This window comes from Kiloniella sp. EL199 (genome assembly GCF_900313065.1).
Lineage (GTDB): Bacteria > Pseudomonadota > Alphaproteobacteria > Kiloniellales > Kiloniellaceae > Kiloniella.
The window spans coordinates 1-19,277 of record NZ_OMPU01000015.1; the positions used below are offsets into that span (position 1 = coordinate 1).

15 protein-coding genes are annotated in these 19,277 nt (G+C 44.8%); 8 read left to right on the forward strand and 7 right to left on the reverse strand.

The window, feature by feature from the left end:
* The 3 genes from D9A03_RS19285 to D9A03_RS19295 form a co-directional block, all read left to right on the forward strand.
* On the forward strand, window positions 1–369 hold a 369-nt coding region (locus D9A03_RS19285), incomplete at its 5' end, for an IS5 family transposase (protein ID WP_120498864.1).
* 132 nt (window positions 370–501) lie between these two features.
* Window positions 502–846 (forward strand): hypothetical protein, encoded by a 345-nt coding sequence (locus tag D9A03_RS19290; protein WP_120498865.1) that lies wholly within the window; start codon window positions 502–504, stop codon window positions 844–846.
* 166 nt (window positions 847–1,012) lie between these two features.
* Window positions 1,013–2,518: an FMN-binding glutamate synthase family protein gene (locus D9A03_RS19295; protein ID WP_120498866.1), complete on the forward strand. Its 1,506-nt coding sequence runs from the start codon at window positions 1,013–1,015 to the stop codon at window positions 2,516–2,518.
* A gap of 5 nt (window positions 2,519–2,523) precedes the next feature.
* Here D9A03_RS19295 and D9A03_RS19300 read toward each other — a convergent pair whose 3' ends face one another.
* The gene (locus tag D9A03_RS19300) at window positions 2,524–3,261 is read right to left on the reverse strand and encodes a FadR/GntR family transcriptional regulator (protein WP_120498867.1); all 738 of its coding nucleotides are present in this window, start codon (window positions 3,259–3,261) and stop codon (window positions 2,524–2,526) included.
* 37 nt (window positions 3,262–3,298) lie between these two features.
* On the reverse strand, window positions 3,299–4,126 hold the full coding sequence (locus D9A03_RS19305) for a sulfite exporter TauE/SafE family protein (protein ID WP_120498868.1): 828 nt from the start codon (window positions 4,124–4,126) through the stop codon (window positions 3,299–3,301).
* Between the two features lie 206 nt (window positions 4,127–4,332).
* On the opposite strand from D9A03_RS19305, the gene D9A03_RS19310 reads away from it, so the two are divergent.
* Window positions 4,333–6,144, forward strand: coding sequence for a gamma-glutamyltransferase family protein (locus tag D9A03_RS19310; protein WP_120498869.1), 1,812 nt, complete (start codon window positions 4,333–4,335; stop codon window positions 6,142–6,144).
* 101 nt (window positions 6,145–6,245) lie between these two features.
* On the opposite strand, the gene D9A03_RS19315 is transcribed toward D9A03_RS19310, so the two are convergent.
* The gene (locus D9A03_RS19315; RefSeq protein WP_120498870.1) at window positions 6,246–8,765 is read right to left on the reverse strand and encodes an FAD-dependent oxidoreductase; all 2,520 of its coding nucleotides are present in this window, start codon (window positions 8,763–8,765) and stop codon (window positions 6,246–6,248) included.
* Between the two features lie 516 nt (window positions 8,766–9,281).
* Between D9A03_RS19315 and D9A03_RS19320 the strand changes: the two genes are divergently transcribed.
* Window positions 9,282–10,850, forward strand: coding sequence for a trimethylamine methyltransferase family protein (locus D9A03_RS19320; RefSeq protein ID WP_162938259.1), 1,569 nt, complete (start codon window positions 9,282–9,284; stop codon window positions 10,848–10,850).
* A 275-nt stretch (window positions 10,851–11,125) separates the two neighbouring features.
* On the forward strand, window positions 11,126–12,118 hold the full coding sequence (locus tag D9A03_RS19325; RefSeq protein ID WP_120498872.1) for a GlxA family transcriptional regulator: 993 nt from the start codon (window positions 11,126–11,128) through the stop codon (window positions 12,116–12,118).
* A 98-nt stretch (window positions 12,119–12,216) separates the two neighbouring features.
* Here D9A03_RS19325 and D9A03_RS19330 read toward each other — a convergent pair whose 3' ends face one another.
* Complete coding sequence (locus D9A03_RS19330) at window positions 12,217–12,543, reverse strand: PilZ domain-containing protein (RefSeq protein ID WP_120498873.1); 327 nt, start codon at window positions 12,541–12,543, stop codon at window positions 12,217–12,219.
* Between the two features lie 191 nt (window positions 12,544–12,734).
* Here D9A03_RS19330 and D9A03_RS19335 point away from each other — a divergent pair, with 191 nt between their 5' ends.
* On the forward strand, window positions 12,735–13,187 hold the full coding sequence (locus D9A03_RS19335) for a hypothetical protein (RefSeq protein ID WP_120498874.1): 453 nt from the start codon (window positions 12,735–12,737) through the stop codon (window positions 13,185–13,187).
* Here the strand turns inward: D9A03_RS19335 and D9A03_RS19340 are convergent.
* The gene (locus D9A03_RS19340) at window positions 13,184–14,650 is read right to left on the reverse strand and encodes a PLP-dependent aminotransferase family protein (protein ID WP_120498875.1); all 1,467 of its coding nucleotides are present in this window, start codon (window positions 14,648–14,650) and stop codon (window positions 13,184–13,186) included. The genes D9A03_RS19335 and D9A03_RS19340 overlap by 4 nt on opposite strands.
* A 374-nt stretch (window positions 14,651–15,024) precedes the next feature.
* Here D9A03_RS19340 and D9A03_RS19345 point away from each other — a divergent pair, with 374 nt between their 5' ends.
* Entirely contained in the window at window positions 15,025–16,524 is a 1,500-nt protein-coding gene (locus D9A03_RS19345; protein WP_120498876.1) for a CoA-acylating methylmalonate-semialdehyde dehydrogenase, read from the forward strand.
* A gap of 78 nt (window positions 16,525–16,602) precedes the next feature.
* Here D9A03_RS19345 and D9A03_RS19350 read toward each other — a convergent pair whose 3' ends face one another.
* Window positions 16,603–18,663 (reverse strand): methyl-accepting chemotaxis protein, encoded by a 2,061-nt coding sequence (locus tag D9A03_RS19350; RefSeq protein WP_120498877.1) that lies wholly within the window; start codon window positions 18,661–18,663, stop codon window positions 16,603–16,605.
* Window positions 18,664–18,802: 139 nt separating this feature from the next.
* Window positions 18,803–19,270, reverse strand: a complete 468-nt coding sequence (locus tag D9A03_RS19355) for a GNAT family N-acetyltransferase (protein ID WP_120498878.1) — start codon at window positions 19,268–19,270, stop codon at window positions 18,803–18,805.
* Window positions 19,271–19,277 lie beyond the last annotated feature (7 nt).

The window sequence follows — 19,277 nt, forward strand, 5'->3', positions numbered from 1 at the left end:
GCTGTAGATCAGAAAGGCCGCCCGGTCCGTCTTGCCATTAGTGGTGGYCATGTTCACGATAGTAAATTAATGCCTGAATTTCTGGACTGGGAGGTACCGCCTCTGGCTATTGTTGCCGACAAAGCCTACAGCAGTGGTAAAATCAGACAGGATATCGCTGATGAAGGTGCTTTGGCGGTTATCCCCTCAAAACGAAATGCCAAAAATCCCGTTCCCCATGATAAAAATCTCTATGCTATGAGAAATATTGTTGAACGGTTCTTCTGTAAAATGAAAGATATGAGGCGGCTGGCAACACGATTTGAGAAAAAGGGAGCAAACTTTTTAAATATGCTATACCTCTTTTCAATGAAATTATGGATCAATTGAGTCCACACCCTAGTTAATTAAGGCGTCAGAGTTTCTGGCGCCTTTTCATTTTCTTGCCCTTACTATTATATAATTTTACCCTCGTCCTATAGTAGTAAAATATTTCAAAATATAGGTTGGAAAATGAACTCAATGAACATTATTTCCTTATTAGGGGGATTAGGTATAGGGACAATTCTACATTCAGTAGTTACCCACTTCTTAAAAGAAAGAGCTAATGCGATCTCGTTGACTCAAGAGAAAAAACGGGATGTGTATTTAGGACTTTTAGACGTTTACTATAAAAGAGTTCTTGCTGAAGAATCGTCCCAAGAATCTAGAGATGCATTTCGACATGCAGAGCTAATTGTCCAATTATATGGAAGCACTTCTGTCTGCGAATTAACTCGCCAATTTTACACTATCCCAGACAATAAACATCATGTGTTGATAGATAAATTAGTCCAAGCAATGAGACGTGATTTAAACAAGGTTTGATAATCTTCAGGAACTGATTTTATTTTGGGGCGGGACAGTTACTGATGGAATAGGAGAGGTACAAAATCTATGTAGTCACAAATTGCTACTTTTCTTGTGACTGGCTTTTAAGAGAGTTTTCCTATTATAGTTTATGAAATGAAAATGATAATGGGGAGAGATTTTAATGGAACAGATACCTGATTTTGTCGTCACCTTTCTGGAACTTCTCTCTTTTCTTTTTATAACGGCTGTTGGCGCTGGTTTCCTGTGGTTGATATATGCCTATATCAGCGATGTAACGCAGACGGAAAGTACGTTACGTCGAAACTATCCGGTTATTGCCCGCTTCAGGTATCTTTTTGAACATCTGGGGGAGTTTTTTCGCCAATATTTTTTTGCTCTGGATCGTGAAGAGATGCCCTTTAATCGCGCAGAGCGGTCATGGGTTTATCGTGCCGCAAAGAATGTTGATTCCACTGTTGCCTTTGGGTCTTCACGAGATTTGCGACCTGCGGGAACGGTGTTTTTTGTGAACTGTCCTTTTCCGACTCAGGCCGAAGATGCGGTTGAGCCCGGTAATGTGGTGATCGGCCCTTATTGTCGGCAACCTTATGAAACCGATAGTATATTTAACATTTCTGGCATGAGCTATGGTGCCATCTCTATCCCCGCGGTTCGGGCCTTGTCGAAAGGGGCTAAAAAGGCAGGTATCTGGTTGAACACAGGTGAGGGAGGTTTGTCGCCTTATCATTTGGAAGGTGGCGCAGATATTGTGTTCCAGATTGGCACAGCCAAGTTTGGTGTTCGCAAACCAGAAGGCGGTTTCGATGAGGAAAAGCTTCGGGAAGTTGCGGAACACGATCAGGTGAAAATGTTTGAGCTTAAGCTTTCTCAAGGGGCCAAGCCGGGGAAGGGGGGGATTTTGCCGGGTGAAAAGGTCACTGAAGAAATTTCCCAAATTCGCGGTATTCCTGTCGGACAATCTGCCATCAGTCCAAATCGCCATCCAGAGGTGAAATGCGAGAGTGATCTTTTGGATATGATGGCCTATATCCGCGATACCACAGGCAAACCGGTTGGTTTTAAGATGGTGGTCGGGGCTTATGGTTTTTTTGATAACCTATGTGAGGAAATCAAAAAACGCGGCATTGAAAGCGCCCCTGATTTTATCACGATTGATAGTGCTGATGGGGGAACAGGCGCAGCCCCGATGAGCTTGATTGATAACATGGGTGTTCCACTACGGGAAAGTTTGCCTCATGTGGTGGATACCTTGATTAAACACGGGTTACGTGATCGTATTAAAGTCTGTGCCAGTGGTAAGATGATTAACCCGTCTGATGTGGCGTGGGCCTATTGTGCAGGGGCCGATTTTGTTAATTCTGCGCGTGGCTTTATGTTTGCCCTTGGATGTATTCAGGCGTTGCAGTGTAACAAGAATACCTGTCCAACCGGCGTGACCACCCACAACAAAAAACTACAGTTCGGCCTTGACCCGACTACTAAATCAGAACGTGTCGCCAGCTATGCGAAGAACATGCGTAAAGAAGTCGGAACTATCGCCCACAGTTGTGGTGCGGCAGATGCGCGTGCGTTAAAGCGCTATCATGCCCGCATTGTTCTTGATACGGGGCGCAGTGTTTCAATGGATGAACTTTATCCTGATCCTTTAAGGCAAGCTGCTGAATAATAGTTCTAGGGAGTATCCGGGGAAACAGCGTGTTTAATGTCGTTGATATGATCCCGCATTGCTTCTGCTGCAGCGACAGGGTCGTGTGCTTGCAAAGCCTTTAGGATGCGGCAATGGCCAGTGATGGAGGCAACCCGTCGCTCATCACTTTGATGACCTTCGGTACGGGATGGGTCCATTGATGCACTGATCTTGTCCATTAAATCAGATAAAAGCGCATTTCCCGTTGCCTTGGCAATAAGCGCATGAAAATTTCGATCAATTTTTTGCAGTTCACTTCGATCTTCAGTGGTCATTTGTGTTCTGACCAGTTGATCCATTTCTTTTAACTGTTCCGGCAGGATCATTTCGGCAGCAAGGGCGGCAATTTGTGGTTCCATCAACTCACGAAGCTGAAAGACTTCGAATAAGCGACGGGCGTCACCTGATACCAGCGAGGACAGGGCGCGGGTTAACTCTTCTCGCGAGGAAGATCTGATGTAGTTGCCGCTTCCGCGTTTTGGGGCCAGAACACCTTGTTCTTGTAAAACACGGATGGCTTCCCGGACTGAATGGCGTGAAACAGCAAACAAATCAGATAGACGTCGTTCGGAAGGAAGAGCATCACCAGGGCCCATATCCTCGTCGCTGATCAGTTTTCTGATCTTGGCGATAACGTCTTCATAGGCACGCGCTGTTGAAACCGAATTTTCGTTACTTTCAATTTCTTGTTCTACCGGCGCGGATTGACTTTGTTCTATCATACTTGCTCTCCCATCACTGCCTTCTAAGGCAGCCTTCTTATGTTAGCAAGTCGTGTATCATGCGCAAGCTTGTGATGAAGAGGAAAAAGGCAAAGGACAGGCGAAGTAACTTTGGCGGAATTGCATGGGCAATTTTTGCGCCGATCGGGGCAAAGAATCCGGATGTTGGAATGATTAGGGCGAAGCCAATCAGGTTGACATAGCCAAGGGAAAAATCTGGTCTGCCGGGTAGTCCCAAACCGTAGTAGATATAGCCAAGAAACCCTGGAACCGCGATGATAAGTCCTATCGCTGATGCTGTCGCAACAGCTTTGCGAATGGGGTAATTGAAAAGGGTGAGAATAGGCACTGACAAGGTTCCGCCACCTATGCCCATCAGGACGGAAATTCCACCGATGAAAACCCCGATAAGCTGTTTAAAGGGAGAGCCGGGCAGTTGATCGGAGATATGTGCGCCATCAGGACGGAAAGCCATATTCACTGCTACGATTAAGGCAATGATCGCAAAGACGGCGATCAAGGCTTCGGACCCGATATTTCCGCCAACGACAACGCCTGTCAGAACTCCAATTGCAACGGCTGGTCCCCAGCTCTTTAGCAAGTCTGTATCAACAGCATCTTTGTTGTAGTGGGATCGGGCAGAGGCAAAACCCGTGATAAGAATAGTTGCTAACGACGTTCCGACAGCGGTGTGCATCCGGACAGACTCATCAACGCCAATAAGGCTGAAAAGGTGATATAGGACGGGGACAATAACAATACCGCCACCAACGCCTAACAGACCTGCAATTAACCCGGCAACAACACCTGTTGCCAGCAAGACAGCTGCAAGTATAAGCAAATCTGTTGAAAAGAGTGCGTCCATCTACATAAAGCCTGATCAAGAGGAAAAATTTTGAATGTCAAAATAAACTTATTGAAACTATCAGTAATATTGGTTGTACCAATTATCATCATCATCTATCTTTGCTGTCAAGTTATGTTGTTTTGACGCTTTATCCTTGGAATTAGCCAATTTTTTCGTGAGAACCCGGTTTCGAGGAAATTTTGTCAACTCGGGAGTAATAAAATATGAATGAATTTACCACACGGCCAGAGATTGTGGGAACCTTTGGTGTTGTTACCTCTACCCATTGGCTGGCAACAGCAGCTGGCATGGGCATACTGGAACGGGGTGGAAATGCTTATGATGCTGCGGTTGCAACAGGCTTTGCATTACAGGTAGTTGAACCGCACTTGAACGGCCCGGGTGGGGAAGTTCCGATTATTGTCGCGCCGGAAAAGGGACCTGTGAAAGTGATAAACGGGCAGGGACCTGCACCACAAAAGGCTACTTTGGAAGCATATCAGGCTTTGGATTTGTCTATTGTGCCTGGCTCGGGGATGCTTTCGGCTGTAGTGCCCGGTGCTTTTGATGCCTGGATGTTAATGTTGCTGGATTACGGAACCATGTCCTTGCGGGATGTTCTGTCCTACGCAATTAACTATGCACGTGATGGCTATTCCATCGTTCCCAATATTGCCCATACCATAAACCGGGTGAAGGTCCTTTTCGAGGATGAATGGACATCATCAGCTGATATCTATCTCAAAGGCGGAAAAGTACCGGAAGCAGGTGAGCTTTTTAAAAATCCTGAAATGGCCGATATGTACGATCGCATTATTTCCGAGGCTGAAGCTGCTTCAGATAGCCGAGAGGGACAAATCGAAGCTGCGCGAAAAATCTGGTCAGAAGGTTTTGTGGCCAAAGCGATCATGGATTTTTGTGAAACAGCAGAAGTTATGGATACAACCGGACGTCGACACAAAGCTTTACTGAGCAAAGATGATCTGGCTGGTTGGTCTGCTTCTTATGAGGAGCCTCTTACATTTGATTATCACGGTTATACGGTCTGCAAGACTGCGGCGTGGGGACAGGGACCTGTTTTCTTGCAGCAACTGGCGTTGTTAAAAGGTTTTGATCTGGATGCTCTGAATGAAAAGTCGCCAGAATTTGTACATTTGGTGACAGAGAGTGCAAAGCTGGCTTTTGCAGATCGGGAAGCTTTTTATGGTGATCCGGATTTTGTTGATGTTCCGATGGATATCCTGCTGTCGGATGCTTACAACGATGAACGCCGTAAACTTATTTTGGACACAGCCTCTTTTGAGATCAGGCCAGGATCTGTTCCGGGTAAGGGGGGAAATGTTGTTGTCCGGATTAAAGGAACCACAGATGAAGGCAAAGACAATAAAGATATTGGCGAGCCTACTGTTGCACGTTTTGATGATGAACCAAGCCCTGATGATAAAGGTGGTGCAAAGGGAGATACGTGTCATCTCGATATTATTGATCGCTGGGGGAATATGGTTTCAGCGACGCCAAGCGGTGGATGGTTACAGTCTTCCCCAATTATTCCGGGGTTGGGATTTTGTCTGACAAACCGGGCACAGATGTTTTGGCTGGATGAAACCTCTCCAGCCTGTATAGCCCCGGGAAAGCTTCCAAGAACGACATTAACGCCGTCACTTGCTTTGAAAGATGGTATCCCTTACATGGTCTTTGGAACACCGGGCGGAGATCAACAGGATCAATGGTCGTTGCATTTTTTCCTTCGCCATGTTCATTTTGGATTGAACCTTCAAGAAGCCATTGATGCACCAGCTTTTCAGACGGCACATTTCCCCAGCTCGTTCTATCCGCGTGAATGTGATCCCGGGAATCTGGCTTTGGAGGGGCGCTTCCCGTCTGAAACAATCGAAGAATTGAAACGTCGCGGGCACAAGATTGTCATTGAGCCAGACTGGTCCCTGGGGCGCATGGCCGCGGCTTCAAAAGAAAAGGGTTTGTTAAAGGCTGCAGCTAACCCTCGGTTTATGCAAGGTTATGCTGCTGGGCGGTAGTCTGCCGATAATCTAATGATCGGATAATTTGATTATATAGAATAGAAAAAGCCGCAGAGTTGGGAACTCTGCGGCTTTTAAGTTTCTTACGTTTGTCGGTATTATTCGACGTTGCGCAAGATCTTGTTTTCAGGATCGTACGGTGATTCTTCAACAATAGTTGCTTTGAAGAGATTTCCGAGAATATAGACGTCCAGCTCTGTGCCAATTTCGGCCAGATCAGGACGAACCATTGCCAAGGCGATAGATTTCTGAGTACGGAAACCGTAACCACCGGATGTTACACGCCCAACCATTTCATCGTTGAGATAGATAGGTTCGGAACCGCGGGCATCACAGTCAGTTACACCATGAACTTCAAGGGTAACAAACTGATTGTCAAAACCGCGTTCTTTCCAATCTGCCAGTGCCTGTTTACCGATGAAATCATCCTCTTTGTCTAGACGAACAAAACGATCAAGACCTGTTTCAAGCGCAGAATATTCGATAGACATTTCTGTCGGGATCAAGCGATAGGACTTTTCCAGTCGCATGGAATCCATTGCACGAATGCCAAATGGTTTCAGGCTGAATTCTGCACCAGCTTCCATAAGAAGATCAAAGAGGTAATTCTGCATTTCGATTGGGTGATGAAGCTCCCAACCATACTCACCAACAAAGTTAACACGTGCAGCAGTGACTGGCGCAATGCCAACAGAGATCTGTTGTGCGGTCAGCCATGGGAAAGCTTTGTTAGAGAAGTCAGTATCAGACAGCTTTTCCATCAAGAGGCGGGATTTTGGCCCGGCAATAATGAATACACCTTGTTGAGTTGTAATTTTCTCTAGCTCAACAGAACCATCAGTTGGCTTCAATTTTGTCAGGTAATCCCAGTCATGGCGTTCCTGAGCACCAGCAGATACAAGGTAATAGCTCTGCTTTCCTGTTTTCAGGATGGTGAATTCAGCACGAACACCGCCGTGCAGGGTCAACATGTGTGTCAAGGCCATACGACCGATCTTTTTTGGGATCTTATTGGCAACAAGACTGCTCAACCATGCTTCAGCGCCTCTACCTTTAACGATGAATTTGGAGAAAGCAGACATGTCGAGAAGGCCAACATTCTCCTGAACATTCTTACATTCGTTACCAACGTGCTCGAAGTAGTTAGAGCGTCGGAAAGACCATTTCTCTACAGGAAGTTTACCTTCTTCAGCAGGGGCGTGGTTTTCACGGGTGATTGTGTCATCTTGGTTCAAGTCTTCTTCGGTCAAGCCGTAGCCTTCTGGTGCGAACCAGTTTGGACGCTCCCAACCAAAGACGGTTCCCATAACGGCACCGTGTTCTTTCATGCGATCATAACAAGGTGAACGCTTTAGACCACGAGCTGCAGGACGAGATTCATCCGGATAGTGAACGGTGAAGACATTCGCGTAGGCTTCTTCGTTTTTCTCTTTCAAGAAACCGCGGCCTGCATAAGGGCCGAAACGACGAGGGTCAACACCAGACATATCAATTGTTGGCTCACCATCAATAATCCATTCTGCCAACTGCCAACCAGCACCACCAGTTGCAGTAATACCAAATGAATGACCTTCGTTAAGCCAGAAGTTCTTTACCCCCCATGCCGGACCAATAATTGGCGATCCATCAGGTGTGTAGGCAATCGCACCGTTGTAAACTTCTTTGATGCCGACTTCTGCAAAGGCAGGTACGCGCTCAAAAGCTGTCTCGATGTAAGGCATCAAGCGTTCAAGCTCACCGTTAAAGAGTTCGTATTTTGCGTCGGGGGCAGGACCGTCAACATAGCAGCAAGGCGCACCAACTTCGTATGGGCCAAGCAACAGACCGCCAGCTTCTTCACGCATATACCATGAAGAATCTGATTCACGTAGAACGCCCATTTCTGGAAGCCCTTCTGCGTGACGTGCTTTAATGTCAGGGTGTGGCTCTGTGACGATGAACTGGTGCTCAACAGGGATTACAGGAATATCAAGACCAACCATCTCACCGGTTTTGCGGGCAAAGTTACCGGTACAGGAGATGACGTGTTCGCAAGAGATATCCCCCTTGTCTGTCTGAACGATCCAGCTGTTATCGTCCTGCTGTTCCAAGCCAATAACAGTTGTATGCTGATGAATTTCAGCACCGTTGTTACGAGCACCTTTTGCAAGAGCCTGTGTCAGTTCTGCAGGCTGAACATATCCATCGTCAACGTGCTGGATCGCCCCAAGAATACCGTCTGTGTTACAAAGAGGCCAGATTTCCTTGAGTTCTTCAACAGAAAGCCATTTAACATTGACGCCAAGTGTTTTGGCTACACCAACATAGTATTTGTATTCGTCCATGCGGTCCTGTGTACGGGCCAGACGAATATTTGAAACCTGTTTAAGTCCTGAATTCAGGCCAGTTTCTTCTTCCAGACGAGAGTAAAGATCTACAGAGTACTGGTGGATTTTACCAACAGAGTAACTCATGTTGAATAGAGGTAGCAAACCGGCAGCGTGCCAAGTGGAACCAGATGTCAGATCATGACGCTCTAGCAGCGCGACATCTGACCAACCTTTTTTTGCCAAGTGGTAAAGTGTACCAACACCAACAGCACCACCACCGATAACGACGGCTTTGTAGTGAGATTTCATCGCCTGACTCCAAATTAATGCGACTAAACGTGCTTATGCACAGGGTCAAAGTTGTTTGTTATGTCTCGGCATTTCTTTGCGATAGGGCAAGAGCTTTGTTAACTTTTGTAGCGTAAAAGCGACCGATTACATCTGAACATGATGATGAGGAACAGTTCGTTGAACGTCCTATCGGTTTGCGTCACCACACTTGCAGTTAACGACATTAATGATCTTTTACGACGTTTTTAACTTTAACAGAACTTGACCCTTTTGGGACAAAGAAAGTCGCTTTATCTCAAGGTCAATCAAATCGACTCGTTCTTTCAGTATCTGAAATACAGTCACTCAGTTTAATTATTTTTGAAAAATATGATTTAATGGGGCGAAAACTTAATTCTGTTCTCAAGGTTTTTTTATTAGGGAAATAAGCTTGTTACCCCTCCTTGCCGCATTTGGTTTTTTGTCTGTCGCAATCTAGACAGAGCCAGATTAGTCAGAAGGGAATATTTCGAGATCTCTATGGGAGGGCAATTAATGAGTGATACAGAAAAAAGATCAGGTCGCGCCGGTCGCGCCGGTCGAGGTCGTAGTGGCGGTGGTGCTGCTTCACGACGTGCCGCCAGATCAGGCGGTTCTTCAGAGCAACTGAAGTATATTACACGTAACATTCCTTATTTTGAGACGCTGAATGAAGAGGCGCTTGAAATTATCGAACACAATGCGGAAACAGTCCTGGAAGAAATCGGGATTGAATTCCGTGATGATCCCGAAGCCCTTCAAATTCTGAAAGATAATGGCTGTGATGTTCAGGGGGAACGTGTTCGTTTTCCTCGTGGTCTGGCGCGTCAATGGTGTGCACATGCGCCACGCGAGTTTACACAGCACGCCCGTAATGCAGAAAGATCTGTCATTATTGGCGGTAAGAATACTGTTTTTGCCCCTGTATATGGTCCTCCCTTTGTCCGCGATCTTGATGGTGGTCGTCGCTACGCAACGATTGAAGATTTCCGGAATTTCGTGAAACTGGTTTATTCAATGCCTGCGCTTCACCATTCTGGTGGTACAGTTTGTGAGCCTGTTGATATTCCAGTGAACAAACGTCACCTGGATATGCTGTATGCACACATGCGTTTTTCAGACAAGCCTTACATGGGCTCTGTGACAGCACCGGAACGTGCGGAAGATTCCATTGCTATGTCCAAACTGGTTTTTGGCGATGATTTCGTTGAAAACAATACAGTTATGATTAGCTTGATCAACGCGAACTCACCGATGACTTTTGATGATACAATGCTGGGTGCATTGAAGGTTTATGCCAGCAACATGCAGGCTTGTATTATTACACCGTTCATTTTGGCCGGGGCGATGGCTCCTGTAACTGCTGTGGGTGTGATGGCGCAGTCCCTTGCCGAAGGTATGGCCGGGATTGCTTTTGCTCAGATGGTTCGCAAAGGTGCACCGGTTGTTATGGGGTCATTTGCAAGTTCGATCTCAATGCAATCCGGAGCCCCGACATTTGGAACCCCGGAACCTGCACTGGTTCTTTATGGCATGGCACAGCTTGCACGCCGTCTTGGCGTTCCGTTCCGTTCCGGTGGATCGCTTTGTGGTTCTAAAGTTCCTGATGCGCAGGCTGCTTATGAGTCAGCGAATACAATTGTCCCAACATCTCTGGCTGGTGTAAACTTTACCCTTCACGCGGCTGGTTGGCTTGAGGGCGGTTTGATTTCATCCTATGAAAAACTCGTAATGGATGCGGATCAACTCGGTATGATGCAACGCCTGCTTGAAGGTTATGATTTAACCGAAAATGGTCAGGCGATGGATGCCCTTCGCGAAGTTGGTCCAGGTAATCACTTCCTCGGCTGTGCTCATACTCAGGCAAACTTTGAAACTGCTTTTTATCGCTCTAATATTGCTGATAACAATTCCTTCGAGCAGTGGGAATCAGAAGGTTCTCTTGATGCTTATCAGCGCGCAAATGCCGTTGTGAAAAAGACGTTGGAACAATATGTTGCGCCGGATCTTGATGCATCAATTGATGAAGCCCTGAATGAGTTTATCATCAAGAAAAAAGACTCTATGCCGGATGCCTTTACCTAAGCAATCTGGTTAGAGTGTATTCGTTATGGAGAGGCGGCTTTGGTCGCCTTTTCTTTTGAGTACAAGCGAAAAGCCGTATTCGGTTCTTGTTTACTCCAAAACTTTCTGATAATTGGCATTTTAAAGAGTAAATAAACTCGGAATAGAATGAGTGTACATTTTAAGGGTCGTGCAAGAGAATAATGTTATTCTGCGGCCCGACCGTACTAATACGCACTTAACTGATAAATTGTTCCGCTACATTGCTAACACGCGCGTCAGGTGAAAGTTTAGAGATGATTAGAAAAGCCCCGCAAGAATTGCCACAGCGCATTGTTTTTTTCCTTGTCCCGAAATTTTCTCTTATTGCTTTTACTTCTGCGATAGAGCCGTTAAGGCTTGCTAATAGAGAAGCGGGGAAAAAGCTCTATAGTTGGAACTTGGTCAGCGTTGATGATCAATCCGTTATATCGTCCTGTGGTATCCCGATTACACCTGACATTAACCTTGATGAACTTGATAGCTTTCATGCTGCTGTTATTTGCAGTGGGGAAGACGCGCACAGGATTGAGGACAGACGCATTCATTCTTGGTTACGACGTATCGAACGCAAAGGTGTTGATATCGGTGCGCTTTGTACGGGGGCACATATTCTGGCGAAAGCGGGTTTGCTGGATGATTACAGTTGCACGATCCACTGGGAAAACCTTGCTGGGTTTCTGGAAGATTTTCCAGAAATAGAAGTCACACCGGAATTGTTCGAGATTGATCGTAACCGATTTACCTGTGCAGGTGGTACAGCATCGCTGGACATGATGCTTAATGTTATTTCTGCCCAGCATGGACACGAGTTGGCCGGGGTTGTCGCAAACCAGTTTATGCATGATCGCATCCGGGATGAACATGATCAGCAACGTATGTCGATGCCTGTTCGACTGGGGGTAAGACATCCAAAGTTGCTGGCTGTTATTAAATTGATGGAAGAAAATCTGGAAGAGCCTTTGACGCGTATTCAGCTTGCCAAAGATGCCGGACTGTCAACCCGGCAGCTCGAACGTTTATTTCGTAAATACCTAAGCCGTTCTCCTGCAAGGTATTATCTGGAGTTGAGGTTAAACAAGGCACGGCTTCTTTTGCTACAGACAAATATGTCTGTTATTGACGTCGCTTTGGCATGCGGGTTTGTTTCCGCGTCCCACTTCTCCAAATGTTACCGTGATTTCTTTGGTCGGACACCAAGAAAAGAGCGTGGATTGCCGGGACTTCCCGGAGAAGAAGAGGACGTATAGCTCTTCAAGGGCATAACTTCTTGAAAAAATCCTGTGAATTATCTCACAGGATTTTTTTTGTGCATAGCTTCGGCTATGAGGCATGAACAAAAGAAGGTTCAATTCTTATTATCAAAAGGTTCAAAACAGCTTTTAGGTAAAAGGGGTTCAAGAACATTGGCAATGTCGTGGGGGGCGTCAGTAAAATTGACCCCTACATTTGTACCGTGATCCCAGGCAACGGAAACATTGAGAGCAACTGATTGAGAAAAGCGGAGCGTTTCAATTATTTCGCCTGTTAAAGGGTCGTCAAATTCAAGTTTTGCACCAGTTAAAGAAATATCCATAACAGCACAGTCTTTTTTGCGTAAATTTCCATCAACCCGCCCAGCCAGAATCACTTCTGCTCTTGGAAATATCCTGCGGTCTTCAACTGATTCACTCATTGGCTGGATCTCCCTTATCGCAAATAGTTTGTAATCATGGGTAACTGATCGCGATTAAAAAAACTTTAACCCCATTGTATCTCAATAATAAAGAAGCTCTTTTGCAATTTATGGTTAATTTTTGTCAAGGAATATTTAACGTAAATTTTAGATTTAATTCTCTAAAATAATCCTGCTTGTAGGAGATTATGATGGTTGCTATCGCACAATTGGGGGAAAATTTCTCTGAAGTTGTCAGAGAAGAAAGTTTGGCAAAGGCCAATGATGGTCTGTTGAGTATACCGGCTGGTTCCGGGCAAGGAGTTCATGCTTTGCAGGAAATGCTCGTTAATTCTGTTTCTTTTGAGAATACAGTGCCGTCAAGTTCTGATGACTTAAACCAGTCTCTAAGATCTATTGAAACTGTTTCATCGAAAATGTCTGATCTTTCTCTGGATGAATCTAGTGATAGCCTTGCAGAAATTGAAATGGCACCTGTTGAAGATGATTCTTATCGTCCGACACCGTTTCTTAATCAGGGAATGTTATCTTTTTATATGCATGCTGATGAAGCAATGCAGGATGAGGAAATAATCCCGATGCCGGAATTGATAGAAGATGAAGAGTTTGATTTGATTCCGACTGTTAAACTTATGCTTCACTAGGTTTTATCAAGCTCGCTCAAAGTAGAGCGAAGCTGTTTCAAGCCGTCTTTAATCGAAGTACGTTTGACTGCTGTAAAACCGAGGCGAAAATAGTGCTTTGGGGGAATGGCATCAAAGTAGTAAATGGTGCCTGGTTCCAGAACAACGCCTTTCTTAAGTGCCTTTTGTAAAAGTTCTTTACTATCCAGATTTTTGAAACCCTCTACCCAAAAACTTGATCCACCGGATGATTTCTGAAAGTTTAGGCCGATTGTTTCCAACCCGGTTTTCATCTCAAACCATCTGTTTTTATAAATTCTCCTGAGTTTTTTCCGTAAAGCATCATGATGCCCAAGGGCAAGGAATAGTGCCATGGTTCGTTGATTGTTGGTTGGTGTATGCCGATGCATGAGGCGACCAAGGGCTCTGGCTTCATGGATGATTTTTTTTGAAGCAACAAGATAACCAAGACGTAATCCCGGAAAGAAAGATTTGGAAAGGCTTCCGACATAAACAACACGTCCAGTGTTATCCAAGGATTTAAGTGCCGGAGTTGGTGAATTTTCGAAATTCAATTCAGGTTCATAATCATCTTCAATGATCAGGGTGTTGTTGGTTTCTGCGCGTTCAAGTAATGCTTTTCTTCTTTGCAAAGGCATCGTGACGGTTGTGGGGAACTGGTGACTTGGTGTGACCGCCAGTACGTTACAGTTATCTATTTGCTGATCAGGAATTAAACCATGATTGTCCAGTTCAAGATATTGAATACGCGAGCCAATTAGCTGAATAATATTACGCAAATCCGGATAGCCAGGATTTTCCATACCAAACAGGGTGTTATTATTCAGGAAAAGGCGTGAAAGAATATAAAGGCTGTTTTGGGCGCCTGCCGTTACCAGAATTTCATCTTCACGAGCATGAATGCCTCGTGTGGGAAGTAATCTTGTTCTGATTTGTTCAATTAGGAAGGGATCGTCAATTCCAAGACGATCTTCGGTCCAATCTGCCATTGCATTCAAGCTCAAAGCCTGTCTGGAACATTCTCTCCAGGCAGCGATAGGGAAGAGTGATTTATCAACCTGAGCCGTTACAAAGGGATAGGGATAATCGCGCCAGTTTTCTGGTTTCTCAATATTCTGTTGGTGACTTGGGCGATGTTTCATTTGTTGAAAAACGGGATCAGATGAACTGTTTTCCTTTGCTTGGGATCGTTGTTCTGATGCCAAGGGTAAGGTCAGGCGATCACTGACATAGATACCGCTACGTTCTTGGGAGGTCAGATAACCATCATCAATTAAGGAATTGTAAGCCTGTGTAACAGTAATACGGGATACGCCAAGCTGTTCAGCCAACTTTCTACTGGAAGGAACAGGGTTTCCGGCTGGTAAACTTCCCCCCAATATAGCAGAGACAAACTGTCTTCTGATTTGAAGTTGAAGAGATTCAGTACTTCCTTTGTCCAGAATAAAAAGGCTTTCTGACATTATATTGGAGTCCTTTTTCATCTCTGAGGTTCAATGATAAAGCTTGACATTGATTGGTTTTGAAATATTTATTCTAAGTAAATAAATTTTGGAATAAATAATGTAATATTCATCTTTGTTACTGTCTCCAAATGTAATAGTTGTTCAGAGAAATATATAGCATTTAAGGAGTGAATATATATCTGGATATAAAGAATAGATAAAACTGGATATATGAACAAGAGAGCTCAAACTTTTAAATGTTCTCGAAGAACAAAAGTCATTTTTGCTGCAGAAATAAAGCGGAAATGCCAAAACTCAAAACAACAAATATGCAATTGAAAACCTTGTTACAGTGTGAAAACCGCTGCAACTAGTAATGTGGGAGCAGGCTAATGAGCCAACAAATAGGACACTTTATTAACGGACAAAAGGTCGCTGGAAAAGGCGGTCGATCAGCCAAAATTCACAATCCTGCTTTGGGGCAGGTTTCTGGTGAAGTGGCATTGGCGTCTGCTGACGAAGTTCGTGAGGCTGTTGCTGTCGCAGAAGCCGCATTGCCAGCTTGGGCAGCTACACCACCCCTCAGACGTGCGCGGGTTATGTTCAAATTCAAAGAATTGATTGAACAAAACATGGATGAGCTGGCTGCTATGGTCAGCGCTGAACATGGTAAAGTAATCAGTGATGCTGTCGGCTCAATTACCCGTGGCTTGGAAGTTGTCGAGTTTGCTTGTGGCATTCCGCATCTTTTGAAAGGCGAGCATAGTGAAAATGTTGGAACAGGTGTTGATAGTCACTCTGCACGTCAACCTGTTGGTGTCTGTGCGGGGATTACACCGTTCAACTTTCCGGCAATGGTTCCCATGTGGATGTTCCCAATCGCAATCGCTTGCGGTAATACCTTCGTGCTGAAACCTTCTGAAAAAGATCCATCTTGCCCGTTACGCCTTGCTGAACTTTTGAAAGAGGCCGGTTTGCCTGACGGTGTTCTTAACGTTGTTAATGGCGATAAGGAAGCGGTTGATACCCTGTTGGAAGACGAACGTGTCAAAGCGGTCAGCTTTGTTGGATCAACCCCGATTGCTGAATATGTATATAAAACAGGTACGGCAAATGGAAAACGTGTTCAGGCTCTGGGCGGGGCAAAAAACCACATGGTTGTCATGCCGGATGCTGACATGGATCAGGCTGTTGATGCACTTATGGGTGCGGCTTATGGCTCTGCGGGTGAACGCTGCATGGCGATTTCAGTGGCTGTTGCCGTTGGTGATGAAGCTGCAGATACACTTGTTGAGAAACTGGCACCGAAAGTTGATGCTCTTAAAATCGCGCACTATGAAGTTGCTGATGCTGAAATGGGTGCTTTGATTTCTGCTGAACATTTGGCAAAAGTCACTGGCTTTGTTGATGCTGGCGTGAGTGAAGGGGCAAAGCTGGTTGTTGATGGCCGCGGTAAAAAACCGGTAGGTCTTGAAAACGGTTATTTCATCGGTGGCTGCCTGTTTGATAACGTCACGTCGGATATGACCATCTACAAAGAAGAAATCTTTGGTCCGGTACTGGCTGTCGTTCGTGTTAATACCTTTGATGAGGCTGTTAAGCTAATCAATGATCATGAATATGGAAATGGTACTGCGATCTTTACTCGTGATGGAGATTCTGCCCGTGAATTCTCGCACAAGATCCAGATCGGCATGGTTGGTGTAAATGTGCCAATCCCTGTGCCAATGGCATTCCATTCTTTTGGAGGCTGGAAAAGATCTCTGTTCGGTGATCATTCCATGCATGGTCCAGAAGGTATTCGTTTCTATACCCGCCTGAAAACAATAACGACCCGTTGGCCAACGGGTATCCGCAGCGGTGCTGAATTTATGATGCCCACGATGAAATAAAACTGGTAGTTACCATTAAAAAAAAGCCTCGGAGTTAACAAAACTCCGAGGCTTTTTATTTATAGAAAGTTTTTGTTATCAGGCGGAACGTACGCCGTCGAGAAATTGGTCGACGTCTTTTTCCAGATTATCGGCTTTGGACTGTAAAATGCTTGCAAGCTCCAAAACTTTCTCGGCAGCACTTCCGGTTTCTTCGGTGGAATTTTTAACACGCTTGATGTTGTCACTGACGACAGACGTGCCATCGGCGGCCAGTTGGGCATTTCGTGTGATTTCTGTGGTGGCGGCTGATTGTTGCTCTACCGCCGCGGCAATGGCTGTGGATACTTCGGATATCTGATCTATTTGTTGGGAAACTGATTCATTGGTTTGGACAGCGGTTTCAGTGGTACTTTGAATCGCATTAATTTGTGCTGAGATATCTTCAGTTGCTTTTGCTGTCTGATTGGCGAGGTTTTTGACTTCGTTTGCCACAACTGCGAAACCTTTGCCTGCTTCGCCAGCTCGTGCGGCTTCAATAGTTGCATTCAGGGCCAGTAGATTGGTCTGTTCTGCAATTTCCTGAATCAACTGAATGACTTCGCCAATATTTTGGGCTGAGTCTGATAATCCTCTTAACGTACTTGTTGATTTTTCGGCGGCACCAACGGCATCAAGTGCAGATTGTTTGGCTTGTGAAACCTGATTCGAGATCTCGTTAATAGAGCTTACAAGTTCCTGAGCCGCTGATGACATGGTTTCTACATTGGTAGCAGCATTTTCTGTGGATACTTCAGCAGAAGTTGATTCATCACGGGCTGTATTGGCCGTTGATGACATGGTTTTAGCTGATCCTTCCAATTCACCAGATAGACTGGAAAGATCCTTTAGCGTTTCATTGATGGTATTATCGAAAACACCAACCAATGTTTCAATTTCTGCTGTTCTTTTCTCTCGTTTTTCGCGGCTGATGCGATCAGCCTGTTCGAGTTCCTGATTCCTGATCGCATTTTCTTTGAATACAAGCACAGCTCTGGACATATCAGAAATTTCACAACGTTGTTTTTCCAATCCTGTGACTTCCACGCTGTTATCACCTTCGGCTAGTTTTTGCATGACTTCGGTAAGGTGGGCAACAGGTCGGACAATGCTACGTACAGTTGCAAATACAATAAAGGCAGTAAGTGATAAAAGGACAACAAGTGAGATGGATACGATTAAAAACCGTGTTTGTTGATCGTTTTTTGTCGAACTCGCCAAGTCTATAAGATTACCTGCAAAATAGTTTTCCATTAATTTGAAGAGTTCCAACCGGGCAGTGGCTTGTTCAATCCATCTGGTTTCTTCTATGCTGTCGGTATTACCTGATGAGAAACTTTTGAATGCGGCCTGTCGCATTTGGTTTACGTCTTTGATGACTGGCCCGCTGATTGTTTTGTTAAAGTATGCGAATTCGTCCGGGCTTGCGAATTTTCCGGCATCATTGAGATAGGCGGACTGTGACGCAATCATTTGGGAAAAGCTTCGGTAGGCATTGGGCGAGAAGCTGCCACCTTGAAAACCTTGCGCTCCAATGTGCCGCTCTCTGCTTGCACGTTCTTTACCTTGTAAAAATGAGGTGTAAGCAGCAATTACACGGGTAATATTGGCATCATCACTGATGACGGCCATGACTTCGATTGTGGACAAGATCCGGGCAATTGTACGTTGATAATAACGTATAGCACCGCCTCTTTTAAGGTTTTGACTCAAGACAGATTGTCGGTTGCTTTTGAGCTGGCTCAATGATTCTTGAACACTATCAACTTTTTTCATGAAAGAAGTTTCGTAAGCTTCCACATTGAATGCTGCCAAGTCTTTTGTGTAAGCAGATAAGACAGTGTCAGTCTTTTTGATTTGATTTTTTAAATCAGAACTGAAAGCTTGACCTTTGTTACTCAAAAAGCTGGCAGCAAGATCGCGTTCTGTTTGTAATTCATGGACGAGGTTGCCTAAACTCGGTGCCAGTACTGCAAGGTTTTCGAGTTTTTGTGATGTGCCCAAGGCTTTCTGTTCTTTTATCAAATTATAACCAGAAAGAGCAAGCAGGGCCAAAATAGGAAGAAGGAGACAAAAAAGTATCCGGGTTCTGATTTTTTGATCACTTATGTAACGTAGCATACTTCATATCCAAGAAATTTTGGTAGTATTGCACTACCTTTATAGCGAGCTGTCTTGTGACATTTCTATAAGTTAGGATGAAGTGATTAACGTTGTACCAACAAATCAGTTTTAATGATCAAATTTTTGTCATTGTAAATTATTTACCCAGAGATTTGGACATTTTGTAGTTCATTAAACTCTGCCCTCTCAGAACAACCTCTTGCTTTTGCGTAACTTTAAATTCTTTTTTTTCAAAGAATGGCCGTGCTGTAATGCTTACCTCTGCATAAATTTCAGTGAGCTTGAGGTCTTTTGCTTTTTGCTCAAGCTCTGACATCAACTTGCCTCCAATCCCTAGTCCTTGTTTTTTATGATGGACATAAAAGCAATCAATGTGCCCATTTTCTTCAAGTTCAGCAAAGCCCGTAATGCCGCTATCATCCTCGGCAACGAAGATAAAATAGCTTTTTGTTCTTTCCTGCCATCGTTTTATGTCAAAGTTCTCTGGCGCCCAGGCATCCACCTGTTCTTGGGAATAATTCTGAATATTTACTTTGTGAACAGTATCATAGAACAGTTGAAACAGAATAACAGCGTCTTCTGGTTTATGGGGTCTGATAATCATAACTGGG